This is a genomic window from Nocardia sp. NPDC004568, assembly GCF_040609955.1.
Classification (GTDB): domain Bacteria; phylum Actinomycetota; class Actinomycetes; order Mycobacteriales; family Mycobacteriaceae; genus Nocardia.
Window position 1 is genome coordinate 1 of sequence record NZ_JBEXLL010000012.1, and the last position, 16,562, is coordinate 16,562.

General features: G+C 69.5%; 13 protein-coding genes. 6 read left to right on the forward strand and 7 right to left on the reverse strand.

Annotation, left to right across the window (positions count from 1 at the left end; translation table 11 throughout):
• Positions 1-103 precede the first annotated feature (103 nt).
• Both ABZV91_RS08705 and ABZV91_RS08710 read left to right on the forward strand, forming a co-directional pair.
• On the forward strand, positions 104-1,249 hold the full coding sequence (locus tag ABZV91_RS08705; RefSeq protein WP_355237580.1) for an acyl-CoA dehydrogenase family protein: 1,146 nt from the start codon (positions 104-106) through the stop codon (positions 1,247-1,249).
• Positions 1,250-1,763: 514 nt separating this feature from the next.
• Positions 1,764-2,537 (forward strand): hypothetical protein, encoded by a 774-nt coding sequence (locus ABZV91_RS08710; protein WP_355237582.1) that lies wholly within the window; start codon positions 1,764-1,766, stop codon positions 2,535-2,537.
• A gap of 288 nt (positions 2,538-2,825) precedes the next feature.
• Here ABZV91_RS08710 and ABZV91_RS08715 read toward each other — a convergent pair whose 3' ends face one another.
• Both ABZV91_RS08715 and ABZV91_RS08720 read right to left on the reverse strand, forming a co-directional pair.
• Positions 2,826-3,908 (reverse strand): diacylglycerol kinase, encoded by a 1,083-nt coding sequence (locus tag ABZV91_RS08715; RefSeq protein ID WP_355237584.1) that lies wholly within the window; start codon positions 3,906-3,908, stop codon positions 2,826-2,828.
• 10 nt (positions 3,909-3,918) lie between these two features.
• A complete protein-coding gene (locus tag ABZV91_RS08720; protein ID WP_355237587.1) occupies positions 3,919-4,710 on the reverse strand; it encodes an SDR family oxidoreductase in 792 nt (263 codons plus the stop codon).
• A gap of 103 nt (positions 4,711-4,813) precedes the next feature.
• Here ABZV91_RS08720 and ABZV91_RS08725 point away from each other — a divergent pair, with 103 nt between their 5' ends.
• On the forward strand, positions 4,814-5,686 hold the full coding sequence (locus ABZV91_RS08725) for a helix-turn-helix domain-containing protein (RefSeq protein WP_355237590.1): 873 nt from the start codon (positions 4,814-4,816) through the stop codon (positions 5,684-5,686).
• Positions 5,687-5,743: 57 nt separating this feature from the next.
• Here ABZV91_RS08725 and ABZV91_RS08730 read toward each other — a convergent pair whose 3' ends face one another.
• Both ABZV91_RS08730 and lexA read right to left on the reverse strand, forming a co-directional pair.
• Positions 5,744-6,439: a histone deacetylase gene (locus ABZV91_RS08730; protein ID WP_355237593.1), complete on the reverse strand. Its 696-nt coding sequence runs from the start codon at positions 6,437-6,439 to the stop codon at positions 5,744-5,746.
• Between the two features lie 86 nt (positions 6,440-6,525).
• Positions 6,526-7,260: a transcriptional repressor LexA gene (gene lexA / locus ABZV91_RS08735; RefSeq protein ID WP_355237596.1), complete on the reverse strand. Its 735-nt coding sequence runs from the start codon at positions 7,258-7,260 to the stop codon at positions 6,526-6,528.
• Positions 7,261-7,514: 254 nt separating this feature from the next.
• Between lexA and ABZV91_RS08740 the strand changes: the two genes are divergently transcribed.
• Both ABZV91_RS08740 and nrdR read left to right on the forward strand, forming a co-directional pair.
• A complete protein-coding gene (locus ABZV91_RS08740) occupies positions 7,515-7,982 on the forward strand; it encodes a hypothetical protein (RefSeq protein ID WP_355237599.1) in 468 nt (155 codons plus the stop codon).
• Between the two features lie 203 nt (positions 7,983-8,185).
• A complete protein-coding gene (nrdR, locus tag ABZV91_RS08745; RefSeq protein WP_039825717.1) occupies positions 8,186-8,653 on the forward strand; it encodes a transcriptional regulator NrdR in 468 nt (155 codons plus the stop codon).
• Positions 8,654-8,663: 10 nt separating this feature from the next.
• Here the strand turns inward: nrdR and hrpA are convergent, their stop codons facing one another.
• Positions 8,664-12,830 (reverse strand): ATP-dependent RNA helicase HrpA, encoded by a 4,167-nt coding sequence (gene hrpA, locus ABZV91_RS08750; RefSeq protein ID WP_355237602.1) that lies wholly within the window; start codon positions 12,828-12,830, stop codon positions 8,664-8,666.
• A 154-nt stretch (positions 12,831-12,984) separates the two neighbouring features.
• On the opposite strand from hrpA, the gene ABZV91_RS08755 reads away from it, so the two are divergent.
• On the forward strand, positions 12,985-13,620 hold the full coding sequence (locus tag ABZV91_RS08755; RefSeq protein WP_355237605.1) for a DUF5134 domain-containing protein: 636 nt from the start codon (positions 12,985-12,987) through the stop codon (positions 13,618-13,620).
• Here ABZV91_RS08755 and speD read toward each other — a convergent pair.
• Positions 13,602-13,982 carry an adenosylmethionine decarboxylase gene (speD, locus tag ABZV91_RS08760; protein WP_355237608.1) on the reverse strand — a complete coding sequence of 127 codons (381 nt, stop codon included), beginning with the start codon at positions 13,980-13,982 and terminating at the stop codon, positions 13,602-13,604. The genes ABZV91_RS08755 and speD overlap by 19 nt on opposite strands.
• A gap of 34 nt (positions 13,983-14,016) precedes the next feature.
• A complete protein-coding gene (locus ABZV91_RS08765) occupies positions 14,017-16,515 on the reverse strand; it encodes a DUF3516 domain-containing protein (protein ID WP_355237611.1) in 2,499 nt (832 codons plus the stop codon).
• Positions 16,516-16,562 lie beyond the last annotated feature (47 nt).

The following is a 16,562-nucleotide window of genomic DNA, read 5'->3' on the forward strand; positions in this document are numbered from 1 at the left end:
GCCGCGATCTGGCACAACCACACGATCGGCGCACCGGTCACCCGGTCACTGATCGCCTACGACCATTGACCAGGGTTTGGACTTACTCGTCTAGGAGGTTGGTGTGGAGCGCACACTGTTCGAGCCCGAGCACGAGCTGTTCCGGGAGTCGTACCGCAAGTTTCTGGAGACGCATGTGGCGCCGTTCCACGACCAGTGGGCGGAACAGGGCGTCGTGGATCGTTCGGTCTGGCTCGAGGCCGGTAAGCAAGGCTTCCTGGGTATGGCGATGCCGGAGGAGTACGGCGGCGGTGGCGTGAAGGATTTCCGCTACAACGCCATCATCACCGAGGAGTCGGTGCGTGGGCAGTACTCCGGTCTCGGGTTCGGCCTGCACAACGATGTCATCGCACCGTATCTAATGGAGCTGGCCAACGACGAGCAGAAGCAGCGCTGGCTGCCGAAGTTCTGTTCCGGCGAGCTCATCACCGCCATCGCCATGACAGAGCCCGGTACCGGCTCGGACCTGCAGGGCATCAAGACCCGCGCGGTCCGCGACGGTGACGACTGGGTCCTCAACGGCGCCAAGACCTTCATCACCAACGGCATCAACTCCGATATCGTCATCGTGGTCGCCCAGACCGACCCCTCGGCCGGTGCCCTGGGCTTCAGCCTGCTGGTGGTGGAACGCGGGATGCCGGGCTTCGAACGGGGTCGCAACCTGGACAAGCTGGGCCTGAAGGCGCAGGACACCGCCGAACTCAGTTTCACCGATGTCCGGGTCCCCGCGGCCAACCTGCTCGGTGAGGAGGGCAAGGGCTTCATCCACCTGATGCAGAACCTCCCACAGGAGCGGCTGTCGATCGCGGTGATGGCGGCCGCCGCGATGGAGACCTGCCTGGACTACACCTGCCAGTACGTCCGCGACCGCAAGGCCTTCGGCAAGCCGATCGGCGCCCTGCAGAACACCCGGTTCGTGCTCGCCGAACTGGCGACCAAGGCCACGGCCGTGCGGGTCCTGGTCGACCGGTGTATCACCGAGCTCAACGCGGGCACCCTCTCGGCCGAGGACGCCGCCATGGCCAAATGGTGGAGCACCGAGGAGCAGGTCGATCTCATCGACCGCTGCCTGCAGCTGCACGGTGGCTACGGCTATATGCGCGAATACCCGATCGCCCAGGCCTACCTCGACGCGCGGGTGCAGACGATCTACGGCGGTACCACCGAGATCATGAAGGAGATCATCGGGCGGTCGCTGAAACTGTCCTGACCGGTGCAATTCCCGGGCCCGGTCCATGGTCCTTCCCCGTCCGTGTCCCGTTCCGGGCCGCCGGCCGACATACCTGTACTCCTGTCGGGGTACAGGTATTTTCATCTTCTACTTCTCGGAACCCCGGCGTGTTCTGTCCGGCGTTGGCGGGACGTAGCGAACAATCCGCCGCTGGGTTCGTTTCGCTGCCCGGATTCACCGATTCGTCGGCCCGGCGCCCGGGCGAGAATCACATCCCCTTTCCTTCATCCAGGTACCGGGCGAAGCGCGATCCGGTGCGGACAGCGGTGGCCTCGCGGGTAGAGGTTCCCAGACCGGGTGAGAGACAGGTATTGCGCAGCGACCGGGCGCGTAGTCTGACGACTCCGGAGCATCCCGGTCGTGCCACCGGAATCGGGGCAGATCACGTGTGGCGCGGGCCGCGCGTGAACATCTCGGGAATGTGCTTCCACGTCCAGGAGCGGGAGCATCGGGGAGACACCACTCCCGTCACCGTGGCGTATGAGAGGTAATAATGGATCTTCGCAAAATCATCTTGGCCGGGGTGACCATGGTGTTCGGCGCGGCATGTTCGATGCTACCCGGGAACCCGGAGCCGCCACCGGCAGTTCAATTGGGTGCGGCCCCGGAAACGCCGACCGGCCCACGGTATCCGGGTGCACCCTTGCATCCTTCGGGCTTCTACCAGTTCGATCAGTGGCCGAAGGCCTGTGACCTACTCACCGACGCGGATCTCCGGACGATATTCCCGCAGGTAACCGACACGCGCAGAGCCTCGGAGAACCGGACCTTGGAGTTCCTGCCGGTGCTGGTGCCCGGCGCAGTACGCCCGCCGGATACTCCCGACCAGGTCCAGGTGATCGATGCCGGCTGCACGGTGGCGCTGGCGATTCCCGGAATAGATTTCGATCCGGCGGCCGAGATCTATATGTCCCGGGCCCAGGTGATGGTCGAAGTGAGGGCTGCGGGTTCGGCGGAGATCGTCCAGTTGAACAGTCCGAAGCCGGCTACCGACGCGCAGGAGATCACGGTCGGCGCAGCACGTTGCTACAGCAAGGGAGGCGCGAACGAGCTCAGCTGCAGCACACCGCATGTCGCGTTCGACGTGTGGACGGAAATCGACTACAACATCCAGGACGACGAGCAGAACATCATCCGATACCAGCGCGGCACCGAGACAACCGCGTGGCCACGCGACGGCGGCCCGGGTGGTGTGTCCCGGCGGTGGGAGTGGGAACGATCGGTCATCCTCCCCGAACTGGTCAAGGCGATCGCCGCGAAATTGTGACGCGGTCGCTGTCGTGTACATCGTGGTGCCGGCAGCGGGGCAACCCGAGCACCAGCGACTGAGTACCACGCGTCGGGACCTGCTGGGCAAGCGCCCCGATCGGCCGTGTCCGGCTGCGCTTCTTCGGCTCCTTCGTGTCCGGCGCCTCGAAGGGGCCGGGCCCGGAACCGTTGAGAACAGGCCGGAGAACGTAGTGGGCGCAGCGATCCGCCCCCGGCACGCGGCCGCCCGCGTTCTGTGCTCGGCGCATCGCCGGTTTGCCAGGGCACGGCTCGTGCCGGCGCCGGATCAGGGTTCGTGCGAGCCCGCCCGCCCCGGCCCGGTGATCAGCGGAAGGTCCAGGGTCGTGCGGATACCCGGCGCGGCCGCCACCACCGCGGGCACCGCGTTGACCACCCGCATGGCCGTGGCCACCAGGCCGGCGTGGTTGTGGTCGCCGCTGTCGCTGGACAGGCACAGGTCCAGCGCGTAATTCGGTTCGCCGGTGATCTCGACGCGGTACGACCCGCCCTCCTGCGCCGGCTGGGGCCAGTCGGGCGCCAGATCCCCCCGGATCCGGGTGATGTGCTCCAGCACCGTGACGGCGCGGTCGCCGACCATCCCGCGGACCTCGAACCGCAGTGCCGCGGTCGTGCCGGCCGCGACCGTGCCCGCGGCGATCTCGATATCGGCCGGTGCGGCAATCCGCTGGTGCGTTTCGGTGACCGCGTCGAGTTCCACGCCCAGCCCGGCCGCCAGCTGGCGGACCACACTGCCCCAGGCCAGCGAGAGCACTCCGGGCTGCAGGAGCATGGGTGTCTCGTCCAGAGACTTGCCGAACCCCATGATGTCGAACATCACCGCGGCATTGTCGTAGGTCGCGTAGTCGAGGATCTCCATGCAGCGGATCCGGTCGACCCGCCGGCAGGTACCGGCCAGCGCCAGCGGCAGCAGATCGTTGGCGAAGCCGGGGTCGATTCCGTTGACGAACAACGACGCTCCGCCCGCGGCGGCGGCTTCCTCGATCGGGGCGAGCATATCCGGCGGCAGCACCTGCCACGGGTACTGCAGGAACACCGGAGCACTGGCGGCGATATTCACGCCCGCGGCCAGAATCGTGCGCAGATCCGTGAGGGCCTCGACGAGCCGGTTGTCGGTCATCGCCGTATAGACCACGCAATCCGGTTCCGCGGCCAGTAGCGACGCGGCATCGGTGGTGGCGGTTATTCCGGTGTGGGTGTCCGACCCGGCGAGTTCCCCGGCGTCGCGGCCTTCCTTGTCGCTGCCGGATACCTTGACACCGACCAGTTCCAGCCGCGGATCGTCGATGATCCCGGCCAGGGCGTGGCGGCCGACATTCCCGGTGCCCCAGTGCACTACGCGGTACGTCACAGCTGTCTCCTCACAGATCCGGAATCGGGATATCGAGATTCGGGGCGATCAGACCGCCGTCGGTCTCGATCACCTTCCCGGTCAGGTAGCCGCCGGCCGGGGAGGCCAGGAACAGTGCGGTGGCCGCGATATCGGCGGGATCGCCGATCCGGCGCAGCGGGGTGGCCTTCTCCAGGGCGCCGCGCAGGGTGTCGTCGGCGGCGACGACCTCGAGCGCGGAGGTCGCGATGGAGCCGGGGGCGATGGCATTGACCCGGATACGCGGGCACAGATCCATGGCGGCGAGCCGGGTGTAGTGCGCGAGCGCGGCTTTGGCCGTGCCGTAGGCGGCGAACGCGCGGCCGGGAAGCCGGCCCATCGTCGAGGTGATGTTGATGATCGACCCGCCGCCGGCGGTGTCCAGCATGATCGGTACGGCGGCCCGGACGAGGGCGTGGGCATTGGCGACATTGAAACCGAAGGCCTGGGCCAAGGCCTCGGGCGTGGTGTCCAGCAGCGGGGTGGGCATGGCGCCGCCGACATTGTTCACGACGATGTCTAGCCGCCCGAACTCCGCCGCCGCGGTCTCGGCGAGGGCGGCGCAGGCCGTGGGTTCGGCCAGGTCGGCGACCACGACACGGGCCCGGCGGCCGAGCTCCCCGACCTGCTCGGCCACCGCGGTCAGCTCGGATTCGGTGCGGGCGGCGATCACCACGTCGGCTCCCGCTTCCGCGAAGCCGAGAGCGATGGCCGCGCCCAGTCCGCGCCCGGCCCCGGTCACGACGGCGACCCGGTCGTCGAGCCGGAATCGGTCCAGAATCATGGCTTCTCCTGACGTATGCTCATGTCGACTATTCGACGTTATGTCATCGAATAGTCGATGCAGTGTAGATCCCGGGATACCGGGCGACAAGGGAGCTTCGGAGATGGCGACGACCGGGTCCCCGCCGACACGCCGGGTGGTGGCGGTGGTCGAACTGATCGCGGAAGCGGAGCGGGCGCTGACCGTTTCGGAGATCGCCGAACGCCTGGAATTGGCGCGGGCCACGGTCACCGCGGTGCTCACCGAGTTGTGCGCGGCGAACTGGGTGGTGCGGGACGCGAGTCTGGCCTACCGGCGCGGGCCGGCGCTGGCCCGCCTGTCACCCGCCGAACCCGTGGGCGCGGCGGTCGCGGTGGGCGCCGAGCTGGCGGCGCTGGCCGAGGCGGCCGGATGCGGCGCCACCCTGAGCCGGATCTGCGACGATCGGCTCACCATCGTGGCCAAACAGTACGCCGGCGCGCGGATAGTGCCGGGATTGTCCGTCGGCCAGTCGGTTCCGGTCGTCTACCCCGCGGGGGCCGCGGTGATGCCCTGGCGGACACCCGCCGAACGGCAACGCTGGCTGGCGACGACCCACGGACGGCCCGGGGCGGCGGAACTCCTCGACTTCGTCACCGCGCACGGGTTCGCCATGTTCCGGCCGGAGGCCGACGACGCCGGCCTGGTGGATCTGCTGACCGAACTGCTCGGCGCGCTCGGTGCCGAACTCCTGCAACCGAAACTGCGGACCGAGGCGTTGCGCCAGCTGGGCCGGTTGACCTCACGCGCGTACACCGAGGCCGATATCCGCACCGGGCTCGCGCTGCCGCTCAGTTATGTCTCCGCGCCGGTGTTCCACGGCGATGCGGCACCCTACGAGGTCCAGCTGGGCCCGCTGCGGGCGGAGGCCGGTCCGGCCGACCGGGCCCGCTATATCGACATCGTGCGCGCGGGGGCACGGTCGATCTCGGTGGCACTGCGGACCGCTGACGCGTGAGTCCGCCGCCGAGCGGCGAAACCGGCGGTGCACCGGCCGCCTCGGAACAGCCCCGGGTCAGCCGTCACCTTCGCCACGCAGCAGCTCGGCTACAGCGGCGGGAGACCAGTGACCGGCAGCGCCCGGGCGACTGGCCAGATACCCCGCTGTCTCGCCGACCGACCATCGGTGTGCCGCACGCAGACCGGTGCCGATCCGGTCGAGGTACGCGGCGGCCGGCGGGTTTCCACCGATCTCGCGCCAACGCCACGGGGCGGTCCAGGTCAGGACAGGGAGACCGGCGAATACGCCCGGGCAGATCAGGGTTTCGTAGCGACCGGGGCCGAGGTGGGACCGACCGGTGCGCACCGCCTCGGTCAGGTCCAGATCGGTTCCGGCCGGACGGTACATCTCCTGGGCGGCGATATCACTGAACTGCGACCGGGTCAGCAGGTAGGCGCGCACCGGCAGCTCGGCCGGGGTGGCGGGGTCGTAGAAGGCGCGGCCGCCGGTCCAGACCACCGATTCGGTGGCGAAGTAGAGCAGCCCGGGCAGCACCAGTGCGAGCGACCGCGCCGGCGGCGTGCGGTCGCGGCAACCCGCCGGTGCGCCCGCATCCCGCCCGGTGCCGGGCGGGCGGTGGACCGCGCCGGCGGGACGGGCGCCGGTGAGGTAGCAGCGCAACCGTTCCGGATCGGTATTCGAACCGTAGGCGGCATACCAGATTCGATCCGGGACCGGCCCGGAACCGAGTTCCGAACGCGGCCTGGCCACCGCGACCTCGTATCGTGCCAGGGGTTGCTCACCGCCTCCGGAAGAAGGTCCGGCATCGGCGCGTGCGCGGTGCCGGTGGGCGGCCCTCAGATCTTGCGGATCACGGTGACGACCTTGCCGAGAATGCGCGCGTCGTTACCCGGAATCGGTTCGAAGTGCGGGTTGTGCGGCATCAGCCAGACGTCCTTGCCGCTGCGTTTGAACGTTTTCACGGTCGCTTCGCCGTCCAGCATGGCCGCGACGATATCGCCGTTGTCGGCCACGTTCTGCTGCCGGACGACCACCCAGTCGCCGTCGCAGATGGCGGCATCGACCATGGATTCGCCGACCACCTTCAGCAGGAACAGCGAACCGTCGCCGACCAGTTCGCGGGGAAGTGGGAACACGTCTTCCACCGCCTGTTCCGCCAGGATGGGGCCACCGGCGGCGATCCGTCCGAGCACCGGTACATAGGTCGGGATCGGCTGGCCGGTTTCGCCCGCCGCCTCGGGGGCGGGGGAGGTATCGGCGGGAGGCAGGGTGGTCACCGAGCGGACCGCCTCGTCCATCCCGCGGACGTCCACGGCACGGGGGCGATTGGGGTCGCGGCGCAGATACCCCTTGCGTTCCAGGGTGCGCAGCTGGTGCGCGACCGAGGAGGTGGAGTTCAGGCCGACCGCGTCACCGATCTCGCGGATGCTGGGCGGATAGCCGCGCAGACTCACCGAGGAACGGATGACCTCGAGCACCTTGCGCTGACGCACGGTGAGATCCGCACCGGTCGCCCCCGGTTCGGTGCCGGGGCCGGCCCCGTCACCCGTGTCGTCTGATTGGCTCACCACAACCGCCCTTTCTCGTCGGTCTCCGGCCCGGTGGCCGCCGTCCCGGCAGACGGCCCGGACCGGCTGTGCCCGAGGTTTGATGTCGTGCAGTGAATCTAGTCGGCGCTCTCCGATCTATCAAACATCTGTTCGAGGTATGTCCGGCGTTGCTACTGACATTATCCCTCCGGCGTGGTAGAAATCGAACACCAGTTCGTCGAACATTTGATCGAATACCGATGGTTTCGCGAGCAACCAGCACGGAGGTCTATCCGATGAACACCACCATCAGCGTGACCGGCACCGGCACGCGGGAAGACGTCACCGTCCGGGCACGGTCCGGTCCGGTCCCGCCGGGGGCGACCGGAACGGCCCAGCCGGCCGAGGGCGGGTTGCCGGGTCCGGACACGCGTCGTTCTCGGCCGCCCTGCCCGTGTGCCGCGGCGCAGCACCGGGGCGGGGCGAGCGGGTACCGGCTGGTCGGCCCCACGGCGCCGGCCGTGCGTCGTGGGCCCGCGGTCCCTCCGCGGTCGCGGCCGCCGGAACCGGGTGATCTGGTGGAGCGGGCGCGGACCGGTCATGCGGCGACGGCCCTGACCGCCGTGATCACCGCGACGGTGGTGGTCGCCTTCCTCGCTCTGGCCCATCTGCGGGCCCCGGATCGGGCGCCCGAGCCGACTCCACCCGGAATTCCGGCCGCGTCGGTGCCCGGTCCGGCCGCCGACACGCCCGGGCCTCGGTAGCGTGCCGGCGACGCGCGTGTGCGGACCAGGGGTGAGCGCGCGCACGGCACACCCCGTACCGGTATCCTCGATGTGTTATGCACTCGAGCCGGTGCGTGTGACCGGCCCACCCGTACCCGGGCATCGGCCCGGTACCCGCGCTCGCCGGACCCGCGACCGGCGCCGGTTCGGCCGCGAGCGTTCGCAGCGACGAAGGACCCCGGATGCACTGCCCGTACTGCCGACACCCCGACTCCCGGGTCGTCGACTCGCGACTGGCCGACGAGGGCGCCGCCATTCGCCGCAGACGCTCCTGCCCGGAATGCGGCCGCCGTTTCACCACGGTGGAGACCGCGATCCTGTCGGTCGTCAAACGCAGCGGGGTCACCGAGCCCTTCAGCCGGGAGAAGGTGATTCGCGGGGTCCGGCGCGCCTGCCAGGGCCGCGAGGTCGACGACGATGCGCTGAACCTGCTGGCCCAGCAGGTGGAGGACGCGGTCCGGGCCAAGGGGTCACCGGAAGTGCCGAGTCATGAGGTCGGCCTGGCGATTCTCGGGCCGCTACGCGAACTGGACGAGGTGGCGTATCTGCGTTTCGCCTCGGTCTACCGATCCTTCACCTCCGCCGAGGATTTCGAACGCGAGATCCGGGATATGCGGCAGGCCCGGGCGGCGGTCGGCCCCGGGGACTGAGCGGGCCGAGTCAGCGGCGCACGGCCGCGATCGCCTTCTGGATCCGCTTGGTGGAGACGGGGTACGGCGTACCCACCTTCTGAGCGAACAGGCTCACCCGCAACTCCTGGATCATCCACCAGATCTCGGTGACGTCGGGCGCGGCCCGTCGCGCCTCCGGTAGCCGGGTCAGCAACTGATCGTAGGCGGCCAGTGCGGTATCCACCTCCGTCATGGCCTGGCGGTCGCGCACTGCGGACCCGGGCAGGGCCGCGAGCCGGGCCTGCGCCGCGCGCAGATAGCGGGGCAGTTCCCGCAACCGGGCCGGTCCCCATTCGGAGACGAACCCGTCGAACAACAACTCCGCCAGCTGATCCCGGACGTCCTCGGCGATATCCGCTTCCCGGACCCCGGTCACCGCGGTCGACACGTCGTGCGCCGCGGCCAGGACCGGAACCACGAGCCGGACGAGCCGGGTCACCACCTCGTTCAGTTTGGGTCGCAGCGCCGCCACCAGGCGCTCGAACTGCGCCGGGTCGCGCACGGGTCCGCCCGCGGCGCCGATGAGCTGGTCGGCCGCCGCGGCGCGGCAATCCTCGACCAGCGCGTCGACCGAACCGTACGGGTTCTGACTGAGTACCAGCCGATCCGCCGGGGACAGGCCGGCGGTGACGGCGCGTACCGAGGTCGGGATGGCGTTGAGCACCAGGGCCCGGGTGCCGGCCCGCATGGCCCGGGCCTGTGCGGCGGGCGAGGTGAGCACCCGGACCGCCACGCCGTCGGCCTCCGGGACCAGCGCGGGATATCCGGTGATGGTCTGGCCACCCACTTCCCGGCGCACCGTGGCGTCCAGGGTCCCCAGGGATTCCGAGGTCCATACGGTGGTGGGGGCCCGCTCGGCGTTGGCCGTGGCCGCGGCCACCGAGGCGGAGACCTGATCGGCGAGGCGGATCCGCAACTGCGCCAGACTCTTGCTGGTGGTCAGGACGCGGCCGTCGGTATCTGTGGCGGCGAAGGTCATCCGGAGGTGCTCGGGGAGCGCGGCCGGGTCCATATCGCCGGGAGCGATCGGCGTGGCCGCCAGGCGGGTCAGCTCCCGGGCCAGCCCGGTCCGCAGCGGTTCGGCCCGTGGAGTGAGGACGCGCAGCGCGGCGGCGGCGAAGTCCGGCGCGGGCACCACCGTGCGGCGCAACTGTTTCGGCAGTGTCTTGATCAGCGCCGCGGCCAGTTCCGCACGCATTCCCGGCACCAGCCAGTCGAACCCGACCGCCCGGACATGGGCCAGCTGTGCCACCGGAATGCGCACGGTCACACCGTCGTCGGCCTGCCCCGGCTCGAATTGGTAGGTGAGTGGGAAGGACAGCTCGCCCTGCCGCCAGATGTCCGGAAAATCGGTGGGGTCCAGCCGGTTCGCGTTCTCGTTGACCACCGTCTCGGTCGTGAAATCGAGCTGGTGGGGGTCTTGGCGGCGGGCCGTCTTCCACCAGGTGTCGAAATGCCGGACCGAGACGATATCGGCGGGGATCCGGCGATCGTAGAACTCGAAGAGCACCTCGTCGTCGACGAGGATGTCCCGGCGCCGGGCGCGGTGCTCGAGATCGGCGATATCGTCGAGCAGCGCCCGGTTACGGTGGAAGAACTCGTGCCCGGTCTGCCATTCACCCTGTACCAGGGCATGCCGGAGGAACAGTTCCCGCGAGACCTCGGGATCGATACGCCCGTAGTCGACCGGACGGCCGGTCACCAGGGGGACGCCGTAGAGGGTGACGCGTTCGTAGGCCCGGGCCGCGCCCCGCTTGGACGACCAGTGCGGTTCGGAGTAGATACGTTTGACCAGATCCCCGGCGAGCCGTTCGGCCCATTCGGGTTCCACCCGGGCGGCGATCCGGCCCCAGAGGCGGGAGGTCTCCACCAGTTCCGCGGCCATCACCCAGCGCGGCGGTTTCTTGGCCAGCGAGGAGCCCGGGAAGATCATGAACTTGGCGTTGCGGGCGCCGAGGAACTCCCGGGACTCGGCTTCCCGGACCCCGATATGCGACAGCATGCCCGACAGCAGCGCCTGGTGAACGGCGGTCGCGTCCCACGGATCGGTGTCCGGGGTCATCTCCTCGACCGGCCGGGGGACCGCGGTGCCGGTGTGTGCCGGTGCGGTGGCTTCCCGGTCCGGCTTCGCGCCGTCGCGCCCGCGCCGGGAAGCGTGCTCGGCGCGTGCGGGGCGCGACTCCTTCGTCCCGGACCCGCCGGCCGGCTCGTGTAGCGACCAACCCATGCCCTTGGTGATCGTGCGCAGCTGGCCGTACAGGTCCTGCCACTCACGGATCCGCAGGTAGTGCAGGAATTCCTCGCGGCACATCCGCCGGAAACGGTTGGCGGACAGCGTTCGCCGCTGACCGGTGAGGTACTCCCACAGCCGCAGGTACGCCAGGAAGTCCGAGTTCGGCACGGTGAAACGGGCGTGTTTCGCGTCGGCGGCCTGCTGTTGATCGACCGGTCGTTCGCGGACGTCCTGGATCGACAGGGCGGCCACGATCACCAGCATCTCGGCCAGACAGCCGTTTCGGTGCGCTTCCACGAGCATCCGGCCCATGCGCGGATCCACCGGTAGGCGCGCCATCTCCCGGCCCGTCGGCGTGAGGAGGGGCCCCGAAGCCGCCCGGCGCCGCCGGCCGGCCGTCTCGTCGTGTGCCGTGGAATCCGCCTCCCGGGCCTCGGGTTCCGGGGCCACCGCCGGGGGTTTGTCCGGTGCGCCGCGGGTCAGGGCGCCCAGTTCCTCCAGCAGGGCGACACCGTCGCGTACCGCGCGCTGGTCCGGCGCCTCCACGAACGGGAAGCGTTCCATTTCTCCCAGGCCGAGCGCGGTCATCTGCAGGATGACCGCGGCGAGGTTGGTGCGCAGGATCTCCGGATCGGTGAACGCCGGACGGGATTCGTAATCGTCCTCGGAGTACAGGCGGATGCAGATACCGTCGGCGACGCGGCCGCAACGCCCGGACCGCTGCCGCGCCGAGGCCTGCGAGATCGGTTCGATCGGCAGCCGCTGCACCTTCGTCCGCATGGAGTAGCGGGAGATACGGGCGGTCCCGGGGTCGACCACATAGCGGATACCCGGCACGGTGAGCGAGGTTTCGGCGACATTGGTGGCCAGCACCACGCGCCGGCCGGTGTGCGGGGCGAACACCCGGTGCTGTTCGGCCGCCGACAGCCGGGCGTACAGCGGCAGGATCTCGGTCCGCGGGAGTTTCATGTCCGCGAGCGCGTCGGCGGTATCGCGGATCTCCCGTTCACCGGACAGGAAGACCAGCACATCGCCGTCGCCTTCGGCGAAGAGTTCGGTGACCGCGGCACAGATCGCGTCCACCGGGTCGCGGTCGACCGGCCGGTGATCTTCTTCCTCGTCCTCCTCCGCCAGCGCGGGCAGGACCAGCGGCCGGTACCGGATCTCCACCGGGTACGACCGGCCCGAGACCTCCACGATCGGCGCCGGGTTGCCCGCGGCGTCGGCGAAGTGCCGGGCAAACAGTTCCGGGTCGATGGTGGCCGAGGTGATGACGATCTTCAGATCCGGCCGCCGGGGGAGCAGCTGCTTCAGGTAGCCGAGCAGGAAATCGATATTGAGACTGCGTTCGTGGGCCTCGTCGATGATGATCGTGTCGTAGGCGCGCAGCAGCCGGTCCCGCTGGATCTCGGCGAGCAGGATCCCGTCGGTCATCAGTTTGACCAGCGTGTGCTCGGCGGCGTGATCGGTGAACCGGACCGTATAGCCGACCGCGTCGCCCAGTTCGGTGTCCAGCTCCGCGGCGATCCGCTCGGCGACCGTGCGCGCGGCCAGCCGGCGGGGCTGGGTGTGCCCGATCGCTCCACGAATACCCCGGCCCAGCTCCAGGCAGATCTTCGGGATCTGGGTGGTCTTACCGGAGCCGGTTTCCCCGGCCACCACCACGACCTGGTGCGCGGCGATGGCGGCGGCGATATCGTCGCGGCGCCCGGTGACCGGCAGCTGTTCGGGATAGGTGATCGCCGGTACCGCCGCCCGGCGGGCCGCGATACGTTCCTCGGCCGCCGTGATCTCGGACTCGATGCGGGACAGGTCACCGCCGCGCACTCGATCCAGTTGCCGGTGCAGCCGGTGTTCGTCGCGGAGGGTGAGTGAAGCCAACCGGGTACGAAGCTCCCGGTGCGTGACTGCGGTCCTGGTCATTGCACCGACCAGCCTATCGAAACCCGGCCTCCGCGCGGGTCGCGGCCCGGTCCGGTACCGGCGGCGGGCGGTATCCGGCGGATCGAAGGCGGCCCTGCGGTCGGCCGGGCGTGCGAGTATGGACCGGGTGCGCTTTTCTGAAAGGCGGTGCGGCATGGCCGGATTCGTACTCGAACACGCCGGGGTGCGGGCTCTGGTGGGGCTGGCGTTCGCCGTCGCGGCGCTGGTGGTGCTGGCGCGGGTGATGTTCGCCGCGCCGATGCTCGCGGCGGGGGCGGCCGCGGGCGGTGCCACGGGCTGCGGTGACGCGGCGCACGGCGGTGATCAGGAATCCGATGCCGCGCATCTGCTCATGTGCGCGGTCATGCTGGTGATGGTGCTGTTCCCCACCCGAGTGCACACCCATGCCCTGCACGGTGTCCTGCTCGCCATGACGCTGGTGTTCGCCCTGCTGCTGGGCGATCGATTGGTGCGCTGGTATCGCGATGCGTATCCGCGGGCCGGGCAGCGCGCGGCGGCTATCGGATACCACCTGGTCGCGGCCGCGGTGATGCTGTTCACGATGTCGGGACACAGCGGTGGTGGGCACAGCGCGGAGCCGGGGCCGGCTGCCGTATTCGCCGCTCTGTTCCTGGTGGACGCCGTCGTGGTGCTGGTCTCGATGCGCAGCGGACGGGCGCGCTGGTGGGCCGCGCATCCGGTGGGGCCGGCCGCGGGGCGCGGAGTGCCCGTGGCGGTGCTCCCGCATCTCATCATGGATCTCGGCATGGTCTACATGCTGCTGGGCTGACCGCCGGCGGCCCGGCCGCGTAGCACGGTCGAGATCCGGACATGTTCGGGGGCGAGCGCGGCGCGCAGCAGCTCCGCCACCGCACCGGCACTGTCCGCGGCCGCGCCACAGGTGAAGACATCGACGAAGATGTCCCCGGTCTCCGGGTAGGTGTGCAGCGAGGCATGCGATTCGGCCAGCAATGCCAGCACAGTGACCCCGTGTGGGTCGAACTGTTTGCCGACGACCTCGCAGACGGTCACACCCGCCGCGGACAACGCGTGCCGCAGCGCGGCCTCGAGCCGCCCGAGATCGTCGCACAGCGCCGGGTCCACCCCACCGAACTCGGCCAGCACATGCCGGCCGCTGAATTCCGCCGCCACCGTCGTTCTCCTTCGCTCGCCACGGCGCCCGGGATCACCCCGACACCACCGTGACCTCGTCGAACACCACATCACCGGCCGCATCGGATTCGGCCAGGTCGACAGTGGCGAGCAGCGCCCAGCCGTGATCGCCCGCCGGATCGTCGAGGGTCTGGCGTACCTGCCAGAAACCGGGCCGCGTCTCGACCCGGAACAATTGCGGGCCGCGCGCGTCGGGTCCGGTACCGATGCTGTCGTATTCGTCGAAATAGGGGCCGAGATCGGCCGCCCAGTCCGGGCCGGGCGACAGCTCCGCGAGCTCGTCCCAGCGCTGCCGGGCGGCCAGCTCGACCCGGCGGAACACGGCATTGCGCACCATCACCCGGAACGCCCGCTCGTTGGCCGTGACCGGGCGCACGCCTTCCCCGCCGAACGCGATCTGCTCGGCGTCGGTCTCCGCGCCCGCCCCGGTGAGCTGCTCCCATTCGTCGAGAAGACTGGAGTCCACCTGCCGCACCAGTTCGCCCAGCCATTCGGTGAGATCGTCGAGTTCCTCGCTGCGCGCCGACTCCGGCACGGTCCGGCGCAGGGCCCGGTAGGCGTCGGCGAGGTAGCGCAACACCACCCCTTCGGAGCGGGCGAGTTCGTAGTACGAGATCAGTTCGGTGAAGGTCATGGCCCGTTCGACCATGTCGCGCACCACCGATTTCGGTGACGGCGCGAACTCCGACAGCCACGGATGCCCGGCCCGGTAGGTCTCGTAGGCGCCCTCGATCAGCTCCGCGAGCGGCTTCGGCCAGGTGATGTCCTCGAGCAGTTCCATCCGCTCGTCGTAGTCGATGCCCTCGGCCTTCATCTCGGCGACGGCCTCGCCGCGCGCTTTGTGCTGCTGCGCCATCAACAGCTGCCGGGGGTCCTCGAGGGTGGCCTCGACCAGAGACACCATATCGAGCGCGTAGCTCGGCGACGCGCTGTCGAGCAGTTCGAACGCGGCGAGGGCGAACGGCGAGAGCGGCTGGTCCAACGCGAAATCCCGCTGCAGGTCCACCGTGAGCCGCGCGTAGCGGCCGTGCTCGTCGGGTTCGGGCAGTTGCTGCACCACACCGGCGTCGCGCAGCGCCCGGTACAGCCGGACGGCGCGCAGGATATGCCGCCGCTGGGCCGGACGCGGTTCGTGATTGTCCTCGAGCAGATGGCGCATGGCCCGGAAACAGTTGCCCGGCCGTGCGATCACATTCAGCAGCATCGCGTTGGTGACCGCGAAGCGCGACACCATGGGTTCCGGTGCGGCCGCGACCAACCGGTCGAAGGTCTCCTCGCTCCACGAGACGAACCCCTCGGGCGGTTTGCGGCGCTGTACTTTGCGCAATTTCTTCGGGTCGTCACCGGCTTTGGCCAGCAGCCGGGTGTTCTCGACCTCGTGCTCGGGCGCCTGCACCACCACCGTGCCCATGGTGTCGAAACCGGCCCGCCCGGCGCGCCCGGCGATCTGGTGGAATTCACGGGCCTTGAGGCGCCGGGTGCGTACGCCGTCGAATTTGGTGAGACCGGTCAGCAGCACGGTGCGGATCGGGACATTGATCCCGACTCCCAGGGTGTCGGTACCGCAGACGACTTTCAGCAGTCCATCCTGCGCGAGACGCTCCACCAACCGGCGATATTTGGGCAGCATCCCGGCGTGATGGACGCCGATACCGTGCCGGATCAGGCGGGACAGCGTTTTTCCGAAACCGGACGAGAAGCGGAACTCGCCCAGCGCTTCCGCGATGGCGTCCTTCTCGGCCCGGCTGGCGAAGTTCGCGCTGGTCAGCGCCTGTGCTCGTTCCAGCGCCGCGGCCTGGGTGAAATGCACGACATACACCGGAGCCTGGTGAGTGGTGACCAACTCGGTCAGCGTTTCGGTGATCGGTGTACGCGCATAGGAGAAGTGCAGCGGCACCGGGCGCTCGGTACCCGCGACCACCGCGGCGGTGCGGCCGGTGCGGCGCTCGAGATCGTCGGCGAAGAAATCGACTTCGCCGAGTGTGGCCGACATCAACAGGAATTGCGCGCGGGGCAGTTCGAGGAGCGGCACCTGCCAGGCCCAGCCGCGGTCGGGGTCGGCGTAGAAATGGAATTCGTCCATCACCACTTGGCCGATATCGGCGGCCGGTCCCTCCCGCAAGGCCAGGTTGGCGAGGATCTCCGCGGTGGCGCAGAGGATGGGCGCGGTCGGGTTCACCGCCGCGTCGCCGGTCACCATGCCCACTCGTTCGGCGCCGAAAACCTCGCACAGGGCGAAGAATTTCTCGCTCACCAGTGCCTTGATCGGCGCGGTGTAGTAGCTGCGCAGCCCCCGGGTCAGCGCGAAGAGATGAGCGCCCACCGCGACCAGCGATTTCCCGGAACCGGTGGGGGTGGCGAGAATGACATGGGATCCGGCCGCCAGTTCCAGCAGCGCCTCGTCCTGAGCCGGATAGAGAGCGGTGCCCTGCTCGGCGGCCCATATGGCGAACGACTCGTACAGTGCGTCGGCGTCGGTCCCCGGTATCTCGAGCAGCTCGGTCAGATCCACCCCGGACACCCTACGGGCTGCCGCGGACCGATCACCGGCACGGTGGG